At 36.1% G+C, this 16199-nt stretch carries 13 protein-coding genes; 4 read left to right on the top strand and 9 right to left on the bottom strand.

Annotated features, from left to right (window positions below):
* Positions 1-6: 6 nt before the first annotated feature.
* Entirely contained in the window at positions 7-1341 is a 1335-nt protein-coding gene (locus tag N4270_RS05305) for a pitrilysin family protein (RefSeq protein WP_260095896.1), read from the bottom strand.
* Positions 1342-1686: 345 nt separating this feature from the next.
* Between N4270_RS05305 and rplU the strand changes: the two genes are divergently transcribed.
* Both rplU and rpmA read left to right on the top strand, forming a co-directional pair.
* Positions 1687-2379, top strand: a complete 693-nt coding sequence (gene rplU, locus N4270_RS05300) for a 50S ribosomal protein L21 (RefSeq protein ID WP_260095895.1) — start codon at positions 1687-1689, stop codon at positions 2377-2379.
* A 43-nt stretch (positions 2380-2422) separates the two neighbouring features.
* Complete coding sequence (rpmA, locus tag N4270_RS05295) at positions 2423-2683, top strand: 50S ribosomal protein L27 (RefSeq protein ID WP_260095894.1); 261 nt, start codon at positions 2423-2425, stop codon at positions 2681-2683.
* 105 nt (positions 2684-2788) lie between these two features.
* Here rpmA and N4270_RS05290 read toward each other — a convergent pair whose 3' ends face one another.
* From N4270_RS05290 to N4270_RS05260, 7 genes are all read right to left on the bottom strand, one after another.
* Positions 2789-4558, bottom strand: a complete 1770-nt coding sequence (locus N4270_RS05290; protein ID WP_260095893.1) for a DNA mismatch repair protein MutS — start codon at positions 4556-4558, stop codon at positions 2789-2791.
* A gap of 85 nt (positions 4559-4643) precedes the next feature.
* Entirely contained in the window at positions 4644-5390 is a 747-nt protein-coding gene (locus tag N4270_RS05285) for a succinate dehydrogenase/fumarate reductase iron-sulfur subunit (protein WP_260095892.1), read from the bottom strand.
* A gap of 12 nt (positions 5391-5402) precedes the next feature.
* Positions 5403-5765, bottom strand: coding sequence for a hypothetical protein (locus tag N4270_RS05280; RefSeq protein WP_260095891.1), 363 nt, complete (start codon positions 5763-5765; stop codon positions 5403-5405).
* 17 nt (positions 5766-5782) lie between these two features.
* Entirely contained in the window at positions 5783-7795 is a 2013-nt protein-coding gene (locus tag N4270_RS05275; RefSeq protein ID WP_260095890.1) for a fumarate reductase/succinate dehydrogenase flavoprotein subunit, read from the bottom strand.
* Positions 7796-7810: 15 nt separating this feature from the next.
* Positions 7811-8497, bottom strand: a complete 687-nt coding sequence (locus N4270_RS05270) for a succinate dehydrogenase cytochrome b subunit (protein WP_260095889.1) — start codon at positions 8495-8497, stop codon at positions 7811-7813.
* A gap of 182 nt (positions 8498-8679) precedes the next feature.
* Positions 8680-9549 carry a hypothetical protein gene (locus tag N4270_RS05265; RefSeq protein ID WP_260095888.1) on the bottom strand — a complete coding sequence of 290 codons (870 nt, stop codon included), beginning with the start codon at positions 9547-9549 and terminating at the stop codon, positions 8680-8682.
* Positions 9550-9587: 38 nt separating this feature from the next.
* On the bottom strand, positions 9588-12425 hold the full coding sequence (locus tag N4270_RS05260; RefSeq protein WP_260095887.1) for a sialidase family protein: 2838 nt from the start codon (positions 12423-12425) through the stop codon (positions 9588-9590).
* Between the two features lie 286 nt (positions 12426-12711).
* Between N4270_RS05260 and N4270_RS05255 the strand changes: the two genes are divergently transcribed.
* Positions 12712-14004, top strand: a complete 1293-nt coding sequence (locus N4270_RS05255; protein WP_260095886.1) for an aminopeptidase P family protein — start codon at positions 12712-12714, stop codon at positions 14002-14004.
* Positions 14005-14045: 41 nt separating this feature from the next.
* Here N4270_RS05255 and brnQ read toward each other — a convergent pair whose 3' ends face one another.
* A complete protein-coding gene (gene brnQ, locus N4270_RS05250; RefSeq protein WP_260095885.1) occupies positions 14046-15344 on the bottom strand; it encodes a branched-chain amino acid transport system II carrier protein in 1299 nt (432 codons plus the stop codon).
* Between the two features lie 78 nt (positions 15345-15422).
* On the opposite strand from brnQ, the gene N4270_RS05245 reads away from it, so the two are divergent.
* Positions 15423-16196, top strand: a complete 774-nt coding sequence (locus tag N4270_RS05245; RefSeq protein ID WP_260095884.1) for an alpha/beta fold hydrolase — start codon at positions 15423-15425, stop codon at positions 16194-16196.
* The last annotated feature ends 3 nt before the right edge of the window (positions 16197-16199 follow it).

The raw sequence follows: 16199 nt of genomic DNA, 5'->3' as shown, positions 1-16199 counted from the left end.
TATTTTTTAGTTCTCACTTTTATCTTTTGGTAAGTATTCTAACTCGACACGTTGGTTAGGATTTAAGTATTTTTTTACGACATCTTGAATTTCTTGACGCGTAATAGAACGGAAGATTTCAATTTCATTATTAATTAAATTGACATCATCGTACAACATATAATATCTAACCAGAGAATTTGCAATACCCTGAACACTTGAGTTTGAGTTTACAAAGCGATTTTCAATTTTGTTTTGAAGTTTTTCAAAGTCTTTTTCTGAAATTAATTCATTTTGCATTTTTACAATTTCTTCATCTATTTCGGCAAGCAATGCGTCTAGTGACGTATCTCCTAAAGGCAACCCGTAAACCGCATAAATACTATAATCCATTTGGTCAATATTAATAGCCCCTACCTGAAGCGCCATTTTTTTATCGTCGACTATTTTCTTGTATAATTTTGAAGTCTTACCATCACTTAAGTAGGTAGAAACCATACTTAATACATAGGCATCACGACTTTTAAAACCTGGTGTTCTATAGGCTGCTATAATCGCAGGAATCTGAATATTTGGATCGTGGTATTTGGTCTTAATAGTTTCAGTAATTGGCTCTTCTTTTGGGAAGTTTCTTGTTGGAACTGGTCTACTAGGAATATCTTTAAAATACTTCTCAACAAGTTTTTTAGCTTCTTTGCTATCAATATCTCCAGCAACGACTAAAGCGGCATTGTTTGGTCCATACCAATCTTTAAAATACTGTTGAAATTCTGCTAAAGTAGACGCATCTAAGTCTGCCATTTCACCAATATTTTTGTTTTTATAAGGGTGGTTTTTAAATAAGTTTTCGCTTACAGCGAACAAAAACTGACCATAAGGAGAGTTGTCATAACGTAAACGTTTTTCTTCTTTTACGACCTCGTTTTGAGTGTCGACTCCAACCTGATCAATCACTGGGTGAAACATACGCTCAGATTCCATCCAAAGTCCTAATTCTAAACTGTTTGACGGAAAAACTTCATAATAATAAGTTCTGTCAAGAGATGTATTGGCATTATTGCTTCCACCATTAGATGATACAATTTTAAACCATTCTCCACGATCTATATTTTTTGTTCCTTCAAATAAAAGGTGTTCAAAAAAGTGAGCAAAGCCTGTACGAGGTGCTTCTGGGCTTCCTCCTAAATCTTTTCCTCCTACGTCATACATGACACCAACGGTGACTACAGGAGCCGTATTATCTTGATGTAGAATGACATGAAGTCCGTTTTCTAGATCAAATTCTTCAAATTCAACTTTTTGAGCATTGGCAACAACACCAACAAGCATCAAAGAAGTTAAAAATAATAAGCATTTTTTCATTGTGATTTGTTTTAAATTAATTGTGAGTTTGATTTCATTATTTTCAAGTTGCGTGATTAGTGTACCATTTAGATAAAAAGTTACACTAATTCCACAAAAATAGGGAATAGGGATACCTTTTTTCGCATTTTTACTGAGAAAAAAATCTTAAAATTTGAGTTTCAGTTGTTTTATGGAGTTTAAAAGTGATGCCTCCTGATTTTTGCATAAAATGATAAATACGAGAGAATTAAATCAAAACTTATAAATCGTTTGTAAATTAATTAATTAGAATGTATATTTGCACCCGCTTTCTGAAGAGATAGCACACATTTTGAACAAAATAATTAATAAAAACGTTACGCTATGTACGCAATTGTAGAGATAGCAGGGCATCAATTTAAAGTTGAAAAAGACCAAAAAGTTTTTGTTAACCGTTTAGCAGTAGAAGAAGGTAAGAAAGTTTCTTTCGATAATGTTCTTTTAATAGGCGATGGTAACAATGTAACTTTAGGCGCCCCAGCTATAGACGGAGCACAAGTAAGTGCTAAAGTCTTAAAGCACCTTAAAGGTGATAAAGTGATAGTTTTCAAAAAGAAAAGAAGAAAAGGTTACCGTGTAAAAAATGGACACAGACAATCTTTATCTGAAATCGTAATCGAAACTATCGTTTCTTCAGGAGCTAAGCCAGCAAAAGAAGCTGCTCCAAAAAAAGAAACTAAAAAAGCTGAACCAAAAGTAGAAGCAAAAACTGAAGCTAAAAAAGCGGCACCTAAAGCTGCTGTTAAAAAAGCAACAGGAAAGGCCGACGATTTAAAGAAAATTGAAGGTGCTGGACCAAAAGCTGCTGAAGCATTGGTAAATGCTGGATATGAAACTTTTGCTAAAGTTGCAAAAGCTAAACCAGAAGAATTAAGCGCGGTGTTATCTGAAGCAAGTTCAAGATTAGCACACATCGTTACAGATACTTGGCCAAAGCAAGCGAAATTAGCTGCCGATGGAAAGTGGGACGAGCTTAAAGAATTACAAGACAGATTAGATGGTGGTATTGAAAAATAAATTTCAATAACACTTAAGTATAACAATATAAAACCTTAAGACAATGGCTCATAAAAAAGGAGTAGGTAGTTCTAAAAACGGTAGAGAATCAGAATCGAAACGCTTAGGTGTGAAGATTTTTGGTGGACAAGCGGCAATCGCTGGAAACATTATCGTAAGACAAAGAGGTAATACACATCACCCAGGTGAAAATGTGTATGGCGGAAAAGACCACACTTTACACGCTAAAGTTGATGGTGTCGTAAAATTCACAAAGAAAAAAGATGGTAAATCTTTTGTTTCTGTTGAGCCTTTTGAAGCTTAATTGAATTTTATCTCTAAAATTTTAAAAACCCATTCTGAAAAGAATGGGTTTTTTGTTTTCTATTTTTTAGTTGATTATCTGCCTCCTTCTGAGGACATCGTAAACTTAAACAATCTCCATTTTCTTCAGTAGAAAGCTTGCATTCATATTTTGACAAATGCCTTTTTTAAATCTATAGTCAAAATAGAGTTCATCATTTACAATCTCGGCATCAAAATAATAGTTTTTGACCTCGTTGAGTTCTTCAGAAATTTCGCAAAGGCTCAAATCATGGGTCGCAATTATTCCTGTGGCATTTCCGGCAACTAGTTTTTCTACAAACTTTCGGGAGCCTATAGCCTTATCTGTACTGTTAGTTCCTTTTAATATTTCATCCAGAATAATAAAATAAGGCTCTTTGTCTATGGCATCAACAATAAATTTTAAACGAGTTAATTCACTAAAGAAATAACTACTGTCATCAGTTAGTGAATCACTGGTTCGCATGCTTGTAATAAGTTTAACAGGCGTATAATTACTAGAGCTTGCGCAAACAGGTAAGCCCATATTTGCCATCACAATATGTAAGGAAATGGTTCTCAAAAAAGTACTTTTACCAGCCATATTGGCACCTGTAACAATAAAAAACTCCTGGTCATTTATAGTAACATTGCTATCAACGCGTTTGGATTGGTCTAATAAAGGGTGTCCTAAATCTTTGGCTTCAATAACCGCTTTTTTATTGTGAATTTTAGGGTATACATGTGTTGGGTGGTTAAATGCATAAGTGCCCAAGCTGTTATAAGCATCAAAGAAAGACACCACGTCAAACCAATCTTCAACTTTGTGCGCATATTTAGCAATCCACTGTTCAACTCTGTAAGCATTTCGAATATCGGATAAAAGGTATCCATTTCCAAAAACAGCTCCAATTAAATTATTTCGATTATCTAAAGCATCTAAATGTTTCGAAAATTCGGAAAAAATTGCGGATGCTTTTTTGTTTTCAGATTGAATTTTTTGCTGTTTCTCTTTCAATAATTCTGAAGAAAAATCTTCATTTTCAATTTGGAGTAAAAGCGCAGCATATTGCCTAAAGGTGTCTTTCATTTTATCACTGTTAACAGCGAGTTTATTGATATTTTTTAAATAGACACCTGTGATTGCAAATCCGACAAAAATCCAATATCCAAACAAAACTATATCTATTATTTTTAGAATTCCGAGGGTTAATAAACTCAAGGATAGTAATGAAAAAAGCAAGGGAATCCATCTCATAAAATTTGGAATATAAGACCGATGCGTTTTTAACCATTCAATTATTTTTACAGCTGGTGTTTCGGTTTGTATTAAGCTTGCCGTTGCAGCGTAAAGTTGGGACCATTTCGGTTTTTCAGATAATTCTCTAATGCCATTTTGACGTTTTTCAATGTGCGCAATTTGATTAGCTTTGAGCGCATTGGCAAGTTGTTCTTGGCCTTCGGAAGTGCTAGTTCGGTTGGTGAATTGAAAAAAAGATCCTTTTCCGAAGAGATCGATATCTAAACTATAAAAGTGTTTGGGCTCTTGAAATTGTAAACCCGTATCTCTGTGGTGAAAATCACCCGCTGCAATGTTTAACTCCTCTTCATTAATTTGAATGAGAGCTTGATGGCGTTTTCGTTTGGCTTTAACATCTGTATATTTTGACAATAAGAATAGAAAGGCACCAGATCCAATAATGCCAATCACCGTTGCGATTTGCCAATTAGAACGAGTGAAGTATATACCAGCAATGGTGGCTATAAATAGTGATAAGCGCAATGCACTTAGAAGTATCATCCGTTTTTGAAGGCTACTTACTTCAGCTTGGTGTTGAGCTAATTCGGATTTATAAAATGATAAGGGCGTGTTCATGCTGTTGTTTGAAGTATAAAGAAACGAAAAAACCCAAGTCGCTACAACTTGGGCTTAAAATATATTTAGAATTTGGTTGGTTAGCTTAACCTTTAAGCGCTGCTTTTAAATACTCTTGATTCATACGAGCAATGTTTTCTAAAGAAATGCCTTTAGGACATTCAACTTCGCAAGCTCCAGTATTGGTACAGTTTCCAAAACCTTCTTCATCCATTTGTTTGACCATATTTAAAACACGATCTGTCGCTTCAACTTTTCCTTGTGGCAGTAAGGCAAATTGCGATACTTTGGCACCAACAAATAACATTGCACTTGAGTTTTTACAAGAAGCAACACAAGCACCACAGCCAATACAGGTGGCAGCTGCAAACGCATCATCGGCATCTTCTTTATTAACAGGAATGGCGTTGGCATCAATCGTGTTTCCAGAGGTATTTACCGAAATAAATCCACCAGCATGTTGAATACGATCAAAGGAACTTCTATCGACGATTAAATCTTTAATTACAGGAAATGCTTTCGCTCTAAAAGGCTCGATATAGATTGTATCTCCATCTTTAAACATACGCATGTGGAGTTGGCATGTTGTCACACCTCGATCGGGTCCGTGAGCTTCACCATTAATATACAGTGAGCACATTCCGCAGATGCCTTCACGACAATCATGATCGAAAGCAACAGGTTCTTCTCCTTTGTTGATGAGCTGTTCGTTTAAAACATCTAACATTTCAAGAAAAGACATATCTGGAGACACATCGCTAAGGCTATAGTCGACTAATTTCCCTTTGGTATCGGCGTTTTTTTGACGCCATATTTTTAATGTTAAGTTCATAACAAGTGTTTTTTACTGTTCTATTCTGTGGTCTTTACCAATTTCAGAAATTTCTAAACCGGTTTTTTCAAAATCAATATCTAAACCTCCCGTTTTCTTTAAAATAAAGTTGAGTAATGCTGTAGAAATTAATGTGACAATAAAGGCGACAACGCCATAAATAATTGGTGCTAAAATGATGATAAAAACGCCACCTCCAAAAATAGCAGCTCCTTCACCAAAACCAGAAGCAGATCCAGCACCTACAAGTGAAAAAAGCAGAAAGAATGGCACAAATAAAATAAGTACAATTAAGGCTGTTAGCAAGGCAGAAATAGTTGCGTATTTAACAGGGTCAATTCTTTTGAGTTTTAATTTAAGCGTATGCGTATTCATCGGTTTAGTTTAGTTGGTTATTTATAACTTCTTTGTTTCAATTCGATGTCTTTAAATTCGAGTTGTTCTTTATGTAAAACGGCATCACTAGGTTCTCCTTTGTATTCCCAAGCGGCAACATAAGCAAAGTTTTCATCGTCACGCTTTGCTTCTCCTTTTTGCTCTCCATCGAGTTCAACAGCATCTTCTCTAAAATGTCCACCACAAGATTCTTCTCTATTTAAAGCATCTTTAGCGAATAATTCCCCGAGTTCTAAGAAATCTGCAACACGTCCAGCTTTAGCCAATTCTTCATTGTATTCTTCGTTAGTACCCGGCACTTTTACCTCTTTCCAGAATTGTTCTCTTAACGCTTTTATTTCTGAAATGGCTTCGGTTAAACCTTTTACGTTACGAGACATTCCTACTTTATTCCACATGATTTTACCTAATTTCTTGTGGAAATAATCAACAGAATGTTGTCCGTCATTAGTCACAAAGAAATTTAGTCTTTCTTTAACCTCATTTTCAGCAGCGACAAATTCTTTAGTATCGGTAGAAATTGGTCCTGTACGAATATCATCAGATAAATAATCACCAATGGTATATGGTAATACAAAATAGCCATCGGCTAAACCTTGCATTAAAGCCGAAGCTCCTAGTCGGTTAGCACCATGATCTGAGAAATTGGCTTCACCGATACAGTATAAACCAGGAACGGTTGTCATTAAGTTATAATCTACCCAGATTCCACCCATGGTATAATGCACTGCTGGATAAATCATCATTGGTGTATTGTACGGATCTTGATCTACAATTTTTTCATACATCTGGAATAAGTTTCCGTATTTATTTTTAACAACCTCTTGCCCTAGTTTTTTAACTAAAGCAGCATCGTTTTCATCTAAACCTTTAACGTGAGCTTGCTCCTTTCCGTAACGTTGAATCGCAGAAGCAAAATCTAAAAATACCGCTTCACCGGTTGCATTAACACCATAACCAGCATCACAACGTTCTTTAGCAGCACGTGAAGCTACATCACGAGGTACAAGGTTTCCGAAGGCAGGATAACGACGTTCTAAGTAATAATCGCGATCTGCTTCGGGAATATCTTTAGGCTTTAATGTTTTATTGCGAATAGCTTCAACATCTTCTATTTTTTTAGGCACCCAAATACGTCCGTCATTACGTAAAGACTCCGACATCAATGTAAGCTTAGACTGATGGTCTCCAGATACTGGAATACAGGTTGGGTGAATTTGTGTGTAACACGGATTCGCAAAGTAAGCACCACGTTTGTGTGCTTTCCATGCAGCTGTTACATTAGAACCCATAGCGTTAGTTGATAAGAAAAACACATTACCATAGCCACCTGTTCCTAAGACGACAGCATGGGCTGAGTGTCTTTCAATTTCACCAGTAATTAAATTACGTGTGATAATACCACGAGCTTTTCCGTCAACGATAACAACGTCTAACATTTCATGACGGTTATACATTTTAATTTTACCACGACCAATTTGACGGTTCATGGCAGAATAGGCTCCTAATAATAATTGTTGTCCGGTTTGTCCGGCAGCATAAAATGTTCTGGATACTAAAACGCCTCCAAACGAGCGGTTGTCTAATAAACCACCATATTCACGTGCAAAAGGAACTCCTTGCGCAACACATTGGTCGATAATGTTTGCAGACACTTCAGCCAAGCGATATACGTTAGCTTCACGCGAACGGTAATCACCACCTTTTACGGTGTCATAAAACAATCTGTAGGTTGAATCGCCGTCACCCTGATAATTTTTTGCAGCATTAATTCCACCTTGAGCAGCAATAGAATGCGCACGTCTTGGAGAATCCTGAAAACAAAATGCTTTAACGTTATAACCAAGCTCTGCTAAGGTAGCCGCAGCCGATCCACCAGCTAATCCAGTACCTACAACAATAACATCAATATTACGTTTGTTTGCTGGATTGACTAAGTCGATATGATTTTTATAATTTGTCCATTTGTCTGCAATTGGACCGTTTGGTATTTTAGAATCTAAAGCCATATTTAGATGTGTTTTTTAGTGAGAAAAATGATGGAATAATGCTATAAAAATAAATCCTACAGGAATCACAATAGCATAGAATTTTCCGAATCCTTTTAAACCTTTTGTGTATTTATTGTTTGCGCCAACCGATTGGAATGCCGAATTAAAGCCATGCAATAAGTGGAGCGCTAAGAATATAAAACCTAAACAGTATAATGCAACTCTCCAAATAGGTTCAAATTTATGAACTAATTCTTCGTAGTATCTGTAACCGCTATCAGCAACATTTGGATCTATTAATCCAGACATATCACCAGCGATATACTTTGTGTTTATTTCAGGAATCCAAAAATCGATAAAGTGAATGACAAGAAACACAAGAATAAAACCACCACTCCAAATCATGTTTCTACTCATCCATGTAGAATTGGCCGCACCATTATTTTTTGCATAACTAATTTGTCTTGCCTTGTTGTTTTTTATCTCCAGAACAAATCCCATTACAAAATGGAAAATAACACCTAAAATCAGAACAGGTTGCAATAAGTATTGAATCACCCAAAACGTTCCCATAAAGTGAGAGACTTCATTAAAAGTGTCTGGATTGATTACCGAAAGGCTATTAATTGCAAAATGTTGTAAGATAAAAATCATAAGGAAGAATGCTGAAAGTGCCATAGCAAATTTTCTTCCAATCGACGAATTTAGAATTCCGCTCATTATAATTGTAGTTAATTATTTGTACAACAAAGATAAGGCACTAAGCGATGAGCGACAAATTTTAACCTCTATTTTGGTTATTTAGAATCGGTTTAATTAAAAGTTGAATTTTAGAATTATTTTCAAATCAACAGGTATGACTTGCGCTTATGCTTGGCAATCATTTTGTAGTTGTTGATGTGTTAATCTCCAACACTAGGAATTAAGCCTCTCAATCCCATGTCGACCACTTGTTCTCCAGCTTCGGGTTCGTATTTTCCGTCTTGATTAACTTCTGTCCATTCAAAACTATTATTTATAGAAAATGATAAGGTGACTGTCACATCTTGAGTTTCAGCACCTGTGATGGTCAGTCCGTTTTCAAATTCTCCTGTGACAACACAAGACCCTTGCGGAATTGGAGAGGAGTCAAATAAAGGATTGGGAACTGTTGTGGCGCCTTCAGGAGCTTGACCTTGTGTTGTAAATCCTAAAGCTTCAAACGCCCAAAATCCTTGAGCTTTATTTTCATTGACTTCAATGGTACTCCCATTAAGGTCAAATGAAGAGATATAAGAATTATAACCTACAAAACTCGCTAAAGTCCCGGTGAGATCTTGACCGTTAACTAACAAATTAATGGCGCCTTCCTGATAAGCTAGAGAGACTCTAACCCATTCGTAGCTTCCTGCGGAAATATCACTTAAAGGCACCTCTAAAAACGTCTCGTTGTTTCCGGCAAACAAGGCGTTTTGAAAGTCGATAGCTTGAGCGCCACCAACAGAAGTTTCGTCACCTTCAAATACAATTTCGCCTGTTCCTAAAGCTGTTGTTGCTGTTGGAGCAAATTCGATATAATTGGCACTCATTCTGTTTATAGTAGGTGATTGAGCTGCATTTCCTGATGCCACCGAAACGGGTTGTCCTAGATTACCTAAACGTTCTTGATTAGGGTCAAATTTTAATTTAATGATTAGCTTGGGCGCTGTCGTTTGAGGTGTATCGTCTTGGTCATCACTACAAGACAATATCAATCCGCAAATGAACAGAAGTGTTAATTTAAGTATTTTCATAGATTTAGAGTTTTTAATATAACTAAAATTACACCAATTTATTTCACTTCAAACGTCGTTTTTTCATCATCAATTTGAACCGTATACTCTCCTTTCGGAATATAATACTTACCGTTATCGGCCGTTTCGATTTCAATATTAGTATCTTCTTTAAGTAGTTCTTTTTTGCCTTTTTCTGTCAGTGTTAAATCATAGGTGGTATAATTAAACCCTTTGTCTGCAACCACTTTTATTTCATTGAGCAATGCGCCTTTTTTTGATAAGATACGTATTGTTTTTTCTTCGGAATTATTAGCATAAAACGTCAGGTCTAATGTAGGTTCATAGGGTTCAGAAAATTGGCTAAAAGAACGTCCCCAGCGCCTAGAAAACCTTGTATCGTTTACCTTAAATAAGGTAGTTGCTTTCGATTGCATTGCAGCATTCATTTGCTGAAGTGGTGCAATATTTGTTTTATAAATGCTTCGTCCGTGTGTTCCTAATAATAAATGTTTAGTTTCAGGCTGAATCACCATATCATGAATGGCTACATTTGGAAGACCATTGCTAAATACTTCCCAGCTTTCACCTCGATTAAAAGAAACATAAGCACCATTATCTGTTCCTAGGTATAAAACATTTTCATTTTCGGTATCTTCTTTAATAACATTGACAGGAGATATAGGAATATTAGCACCAATATTCGTCCAGGTCTTTCCGTAGTCATCACTTTTATAAGCGTAGACTTTAAAATCATCCCAACGGTAACCGTTTAAGGTGACATATACTCGTTCTTTTTTATGTTGAGATGCGATAATACGACTTACCCAAAGATCTTTAGGTAGGCTTTTTGAAATGTTTTGCCAGCTTCCGCCCGCATCTTTGGTAATATGAATTAATCCGTCGTCACTACCCGTATAAATCAAACCAAACTGAAAAGGAGATTCGCTAATAGAAGTCAAGGTTCCGTAGGCTACATTTCCTTTTTTCCCACCATTGGTTAGATCATCACTTATAGGAGTCCAATCGTTTCCTTGATTCATAGAGCGCATTAATTTATTTCCGCCCAGATATAAAATATCCTGATTATGAGATGATAATAAAATAGGTGTTTGCCAGTTAAAACGATAAGGTGTATCTCCTAGTTCATGTTTTGGCTGAATGTAGGCACGATCTTCGGTTTCTAAATTGAGTCTGAAATAATTTCCAAATTGAAAACCAGTATATAAGATATTAGGGTTTCTACTGTCAATTTGGATTTGCATTCCATCGCCTCCCATAATGCTTTTCCAAGGATATTGCCCGTTTTGATGCCAACGTTTGTTTTCGGAAGCACCATAAGTTCCTACCCAAACGCCATTGTCTTGTAAGCCTCCGTATATCTTGTAAGGTTTGGAGTTGTCTACATTAATGGCATAAAATTGTCCTACGGAAGGCGAATTGTTTTTGATCCAGTTTTCACCATCATCATAGGTGATATTCACGCCACCATCATTACCATTGATGAGATGGTTAGGGTTTTTAGGATTAATCCAAAGCGCATGGTGATCGGCATGAACATTTTCGGCATCTATAGAAGTATAGGTTTTCCCGCCATCTTTAGATTTTACAATCGGAACACCATAGATATAAATATTATCAGGATTATTAGGCGCAACATAGATATGACCAAAGTAGTATCCGTAACTATAGTAAATGCCATCGAGGTAGTCGTCATGTGTTTTTTTCCAGGTCATGCCTCCATCGGTACTTTTATAGACTTCGGTACCAATAACAGGTGTATCAAAAAGTAAGGAATTAGCATCTTCCAAATAGCTGGCTAGGTCTGCAGGTTTTACGTGTCCATTGCGCACCATTTGTTTTACATTTTCTGCTCTGTATTTTTCTTGAAAGCCATTCATTTTTAAATAGCCATTGAGTTTTTTATCCTCTAATTTCAGAAAAACATCTGTAGACATCGATTTAAAATCTTCTTTGGTCAGGATATCAGAGTCTTCTTTTTTGGTTTCTGAAGGTCTGCGAAACTGACTATCGTGAATGGCATAAATGATATTGTTATCATATACTGCCAAGCCAATTCGACCCACACCTTGACCTGTAGGAAAGCCACTTTTTTTGGTGGATACTTTGGTCCATGTGTTTCCGGCATCTGTACTTTTATAGATGGCAGAATTATTCCCACTACCATCAAAATTCCAGGCTTTTCGATCTTTAGTCCATGAGGAAGCAAACATCAAATTAAAATCATTTGGGTGACGTTGTACGTCAATAATTCCGCTTACATCATCCACAAACAATTGTTGTGTCCATGTTTTTCCGCCATCAACAGTTTTGTAAATCCCGCGTTGTTGGTTAGGAGAATATAAGTGACCTGTGACACCAACTACAACTTCATCAGGATTGTTGGGATTGATTAAAATTCGTCCGATATGATGCGAATCTTTTAGTCCCATATTTTGCCATGTTTTACCGTTATCGGTTGATTTTAATATACCAATTCCGGCGTAACTAGATCGTGAAGCATTATTTTCTCCAGTGCCAACCCATAAGGTTCTGTTTTTCCAATCGACAGCAATATCTCCAACATTTTGAGTTTCCGAAGTATCGAGAATCGGATTAAAAGAGGTTCCATTATTTGTTGTATGCCAAACGCCTCCTGAAGCATAGCCAACATAAAACTCATTTGGGTTTTCAGGATTGACCGCCAAATCTGTAACACGACCACTCATTACTGTTGGACCTATATTTTCAAAAGGCACATGTTTTACCAGAGAGGCTTTAGTTAAATTGGCTTTTTTAGTTAATCCTTCATCTACGAGTTTTGAAGTTGTAGCAGGTTGTTGTGCATTAATGAACAATGAGGCGCAGAAAAGAAGAGAACAAATTTGTTTAAACATGGTGGTTGATTTTTATTGCTTATAAAGGTAATAAATATAGATGATGAGCGTAGCTAAAATTATACGATAGGCATATTTTATATCAGAACAATGTCAAATTAAATACTTTAGACCTAGGGTATTTATAGGTATAGGTTGTTTTAATATCGATGCAGGTTTGCCAAGGAGTCTATTGTCATGTGAAAATGCTATCAGGTAATTTAGGCGCTAACTACATTAAAAAAAGATGTTTTTGGCTTATGTAACGCCTTATTTATTTTTAACTTTACGTCTCAAAATTACAGAAATGAAATATCATAAAATAGATTCTAAGCTTTTTATAAAAAACCGAAAAAACTTCATGTCTAAAATGGAACCCAATAGTCTTGCGGTTTTCAATTCTAATGACATTTATCCCATAAGTGCAGATAGTACCATGCCCTTTGAGCAGCATCGGGATATTTTTTATTTAAGCGGTGTAGATCAAGAAGAAAGTATCTTGGTCTTATTTCCAGACTGCCCAAACGAACATCATCGTGAAATTTTATTTTTAAAAGAAACTAATGAACACATAGCAGTTTGGGAAGGCGAAAAGTTAACCAAAGTGGCTGCTTTTGAAACCAGCGGAATTAAAACCGTTTACTGGCTTCAGGATATGGAGAAAATCATCTTTGAGATCATGACCCAATGTGACACGGTTTATATAAATACCAACGAGCATTACCGAGCGTCAGTAGAAACTGAAACTCGTGAAGACCGTTTTACAAAATGGTTAAAAGCTAAATATCCTGCACATCGCGTGGCTAAGAGTAATCCTATATTACAGCGTTTACGTTCTGTAAAAGATCAAATTGAAATTGATTTAATGCAACAAGCGTGTGATATTACAGAGAAAGGATTCAGACGGATTTTAGACTTTGTTAAACCTGATGTTTGGGAATTCAATATTGAAGCAGAATTCATGCATGAGTTTTTAAATAACCGTTCTAAAGGATTTGCCTATACACCAATTATCGCTTCGGGTAATAATGCTAATGTATTGCATTATATAGAAAACAATCAACAATGTAAAGCGGGAGATTTAATTCTTTTTGATGTGGCTGCCGAGTATGCTAATTACTCTAGTGACATGTCCCGAACCATACCTGTTTCCGGACGATTTACCGACAGACAAAAAGCAGTTTACAATGCTGTAAATCGCGTCAAAAATGAAGCGACTAAGCTATTAGTTCCTGGAACACTTTGGGCGCCTTACCATGTTGAAGTTGGGAAAATGATGACTTCAGAGCTTTTAGGTTTGGGCTTATTAGATAAGGCCGATGTTCAAAATGAAAACAAAGATTGGCCAGCCTATAAAAAATATTTTATGCATGGTACCTCACATCATATAGGTTTAGATACGCATGACTACGGAATTCTCACAGAGCCAATGCAAGCTAATATGGTGTTTACGGTGGAACCAGGGATTTATATTCCAGAAGAAGGTTTCGGAATTCGCCTCGAGGATGATGTGGTTATTCAGGATAAAGGAGAACCATTTAACCTGATGCGTCATATACCAATTGAAGCTGATGAAATTGAGGACCTGATGAATTCTTAGTTTGGGTTGTTGTAAAACGTACTTAAGCCTAAATAATTGTTTTAGGCTTTTTTTGTTTGATTTAAGGTTAATAGCCCTACACCTAAACAAGTCACCAAAGCAGGGAGCACCCAACCTAAACTATATTTAGCTAACGGAATATATCCAATAAGATCTTTCAAGCCTTTAGAAGGACTTACAAAATTTATAACATCAGGAACACTAAATATAAAAGTCACTAAAACTACGGCTCTAAAAACCATAGGCGTTGAAAACTGTTTTGGAAACACATTCAGTAAAATCAAAACGATTGTAATGGGATAGATAAAGAGTAATACTGGGACAGCAACAATAATAATAGAGTTAAAATCTAATTGCCCAACAACCACACCAAAGACACAGGCAATAATTGCTGTGATGATGTAAACCGATTGCGAGTTATGGAGTAGGCCTTTAAAGTAATCGGCTGTTCCGGCTATAATTCCTACAGCTGTTGTAAAACAAGCTAAGGATATCAAAATGCTCAATATAGAATTTCCAAATGTTCCTAAAGCGCTAGTGCTAATGCCTCTCAGTAAATTGGCACGTTGCATGTCGTTGCTTAATTCGTCGTTAATATTAATTTCTGAACCGTAATAAGCACCAACCGAAATTAATCCAGCGTATATCACAAATAAACCCAAACCAGCAACCCATCCAGACTTAGCAATCAAGGCTTTTTTTTCTTCAAAACTACCTTTATAGCGTAAGTTGATAGAAATAATAATGACCGCACCTACAACGACTGCACCAATCGCATCAAAGGTTTGATACCCTTCTAAAATACCACTTACTATGGGCGTTTCAAATTGTGATGTACTTGTAACCATTTCCGAAGAAAAGAGTCCGATTCCAATAACCATCAATAGCATAATTACAATTAATGGTGTTAAGAATTTACCTATAAAACTCAAAATTTTAGAACGATTCAAAACAAAAACCAACACAAGTGCAAAATAAATAGTGCTTGTTAAAAGCGGGCTGCTCCCAAATGTAGGATGAATGGCTATTTCATGCGTTGCTGCTGCTGTTCTTGGCGACGGAATCGCAACGGCTATAACATAAATAATAACACAATAAATAAGGCTAAATTGAGGCGATACTTTTTTTCCGAAGTCGTACAATGTCCCTTGTAATTTAGCATGCGCCAAGATTCCAATAATAGGAATTACTACGGCTGTAATCATAAACCCGATAGCAACCCAAAACCAGTTTTCACCAGAATTGTAACCTAAAAGTGGCGGAAGAAGTAAATTTCCAGCTCCAAAAAACAATGAGAATAACGCAAAGCTTGTGATGAATAGTTCTTTTCTAGAATTCAATGAAGATGTTTTAGAGGTTGACATCAAATATAGTAAATACTTATTTGCAAAATAGTCTCATACTGTATCTTTGTGCTCATGATTTTACACTACAAAGGAATTCCTGTTCATTATACAGACGAAGGTGAAGGTACAGTAGTCGTTTTACTTCACGGATTTTTAGAAAATTTGACGATGTGGAACGCTTTAAAACCAACATTACTCGAAAACCATAGAATTATTTGTGTTGATTTATTGGGTCACGGACAAACAGAATGTCTAGGTTATATCCATACAATGAATGATATGGCACAAGCCGTATTAGAAGTGCTGCAACATTTAACGATTCGAGCATATACTCTTATAGGGCATTCTATGGGTGGTTATGTAGCTTTAGCTTTAGCTGAAATGAATCCAGTGTCGGTTTCTGGGTTGTGTTTGATGAATTCTACGTACTATGCTGATGATGAAGAACGGAAGGTTTTGAGGCGAAGAGCAAATACCATGGTACAAACCAACTATGAAGCTATGGTGCGCATGTCGTTTACTAATTTGTTTTCTCCTGAAAGTAAAATTACTCATAAAAAAGAGCTAGATGAAGCATTAGCTCAAGCTTTACAAACACCGTTACAAGGTTATATGGCAGCTCAAGAAGGGATGTGTATTCGAGATGATAAGTTTGATTTTTTCAAATCTTTAAACACCAAAAAGGCGATAATCATTGGCGAGCAAGACCCAGTTGTTGATGGTGCTCGTATACTCAAAGAAACGCAAGACACTTCCATTATTTGTTATGAATTAAGCTTTGGTCACATGAGTCATATTGAAAATAAATCAGAATTATCCTACATTATAAAACACTTTGTCGAATAAAAA

Origin of the sequence: Psychroserpens sp. SPM9 (genome assembly GCF_025153525.1) — a bacterium.
Lineage (GTDB): Bacteria > Bacteroidota > Bacteroidia > Flavobacteriales > Flavobacteriaceae > Psychroserpens.
This window is presented reverse-complemented; position numbering and strand designations above follow the sequence as displayed.